Below are 2,721 nucleotides of genomic sequence, written 5' to 3' on the forward strand. Positions count from 1 at the left end.
TAAAAAGCTTGTTTTAAGACAGACCCTAGTCGACTTGGGGAATTCGGTATTTGGAAATAAACTCGAAGAACTGTCGGCGTTTATTAAGGGTTATCGGGAAGGGCAACAGCATTCGCAACCGTAACCATTACCCCCTGAATTTTTCAGTAAAACAAACTTAACGCAAACAAGGTTCCCCAATGAGCGAACAACTCACTAGGGAACCTTGTTTTGATGATAAAATCAATTAGTTATGGCTTTAGTTTACCTTGGTCTCAATCTTTCCCAGCCCATCAATCTCACTGGTAAAGACATCGCCGGATTTTAAGAAGACTTGTGGATCGCGGCCAACGCCGGTGCCGCTTGGCGTTCCGGTAAAGATCAGATCGCCGGGATATAGTTCGATAACGCCGGAAATGTAAGAAACCAATGTCTGAATATCGAACAGCATCTGGCTAATCGTGGCCTTCTGCATGGTTTCGCCGTTGACTTTCGTGATGATATTTTTCGAAACGATATCGTCGGTATCGGCAATGGTTGAAATGTAAGGGCCAATTGGTGAATAATTGCGAAATGATTTTCCGAGATCGAACTGGGTGCTGGGGCCATCGATTGATTGAAGCGTCCGGTCGGAAATGTCCTGGCCAACCATATAGCCGGCAATGGCGTCCTCTGCGTCTTCACGGCTGATATTTCTGCCGCCGTTACCAATCACAACGATCAGTTCAGACTCCCAGTCGACCGTATCACCGCTTAGATGAATGGAATTTGCGGGCCCGGCAAGCGAACTCACAAATTTGTTGAAGACGTTTGGGCGTTTGGGACGCGCGGTCGCCATTTCTTCCATATGGTCAATGTAATTGAACCCGATCGCCGGTAATTGGCGCGGATGGGTAACCGGTTGTTCGAACTTGGTGCCGTCAATCGGTTCGGCGTTGTCGTCATTAATGATTGCTTTGTCCGAAATGTTAATCAATACCTTAGATTCAAAGCTCTGCCAATCATTCAAGATATCGTCGATTGAGTCATAACCAGTAATCGGAACGCCCCACAACTGATCGTTCTGGAACGCGACAAATGTCGGCTTTTGATTATACATTGCTAATTTCAAATCCTAATCCCTCCTGGCATCCTTCAATTAACGCATGGTAAGTTTAGTATACACCTTAAATATCAATTCGGAAAAGAATTCCAGAAGGCCTGGAGCTGTTTTTTTAGCTGATCGGGTTGGTTGATGACCCGAACGTTCGTCCAATGGTCCGGAAAAATATTTCGGTACCTGGCCTGGCTAAACCGGTGGTCCATCAAAACGATGACCCCCTTATCGGTTGTGGTGCGAATCACCCGGCCAGCTGCCTGGCTCACGTTGTTGAATCCCGGCAGTTGGTAAGCGTAGGAAAATCCCTGGTGGTTAAGCTGATCGAAATAGTCGCGGATCAAGTTGGCTTCGTCGTTAATGCCGGGCAGGCCAACGCTGACAATGCCAACGCCGATGAGCTGATCATTTTTGAGATCGATGCCCTCCGAGAAAATCCCGCCAAGCAGCGCAAAGCCGACCTTCGTCTGTTGCGGATCGGTTTGAAATTCCCGCAGGAACTGTTGGCGGGCGGCATTATCCATGTCGGCTTCCTGGCGAATAACGTGGACGCTGGGATACTGATCCATAAATTGATTCAGAACGGCTTCCAGATAAGCCATTGACGGAAAGAAGATCATGTAATGACCGGCCCTCTGGGAAATGAGCGTGGCGATGGTCTGGCAAATTGGCTGAATGCTCTGCTGCCGGTTGGCATACAGGGTGTTGATGTTATTGGCGATGATGACCTGACAATTTTTGGCGGGAAACGACGATGCTGACACCATTTGCAGGCTGTTGGATTCGTTTCCCAACACCCGTTGGTAGTATGAGATCGGACTGAGGGTCGCGGAGAATAGGATTGCCGCCCGCCCCAGGTCAAGGCTTTCTTTGAGCCATTTACTGGGATCCAGGCAGAACTGGCGGAAAATCACGTCGTGAGTGGTCGTATCATTGATAATTCGGGTTCGGTAGGCATCATCGTAATATTGGCTGATCAGGTAGTAATGCCGGCATTTTAGGTAGTAATCGACGACCGCGTCAACGGTGTCGGATGGCTTGCGGTTGGCCAGCCACTCGTGAATGGCGCCAATCAGATCGTTTAACGTGGCGTTGAAGTTGGTCACCGGTGCCAACTGGGCGATCTGATGATCGGGCGATTCTTCGGCGTCCTTGCTGTAACGCTTGAACGAGCGCTTCAAGGATCGGAGCTTTTGGATCACCTTTTGGTTGGCGGCTTTTTTGGCGGATAATTTGGTGACCAGCGAATCAATGGGTTTCATGGTGAGGGTCGCCGAGTACATCTCCCGGGAACGCTGAACCAGGTTGTGAACTTCATCGACCAGGAAGCAATTTTGCTTATCCGGCACCGAGAAAAACCGCTGCAGATGTACCTGAGGGTCGAACAAATAGTTGTAATCGCAAATGATGACATCACAAAACAGGCTGACGTCGAGGGAAAATTCAAACGGGTCAACCTTGTGCTTCTCAGCGTAGTGTTCAATTGTTGGCTTGGTGATCTGATCCTCGTGTTCGACAATGTCCTTGATGGCCGGGCGAATTCGGTCGTAATAGCCGACTAGGTAGGGGTTGGTCTCCGGTGGCACATCTCTTTCAGCCGCGAAGGTAATCTTATCCTTAGAAGCTGTCTAAAATCTCTTAAGTAA

The 2,721-nt window shown here is 49.0% G+C and carries 1 protein-coding gene and 1 pseudogene; both read right to left on the minus strand.

The annotated features are described in order from the left end of the window. Positions 1 to 238 precede the first annotated feature (238 nt). Positions 239 to 1,090, minus strand: a complete 852-nt coding sequence (locus FD47_RS14140) for a fumarylacetoacetate hydrolase family protein (protein ID WP_054736693.1) — start codon at positions 1,088 to 1,090, stop codon at positions 239 to 241. Between the two features lie 62 nt (positions 1,091 to 1,152). Continuing rightward, positions 1,153 to 2,697, minus strand: a pseudogene (locus FD47_RS14145) (ATP-dependent DNA helicase); the annotation flags it as partial. Positions 2,698 to 2,721 lie beyond the last annotated feature (24 nt).

Origin of the sequence: Lentilactobacillus parafarraginis DSM 18390 = JCM 14109 (assembly GCF_001435895.1) — a bacterium.
Taxonomy (GTDB): Bacteria; Bacillota; Bacilli; order Lactobacillales; family Lactobacillaceae; genus Lentilactobacillus; species Lentilactobacillus parafarraginis.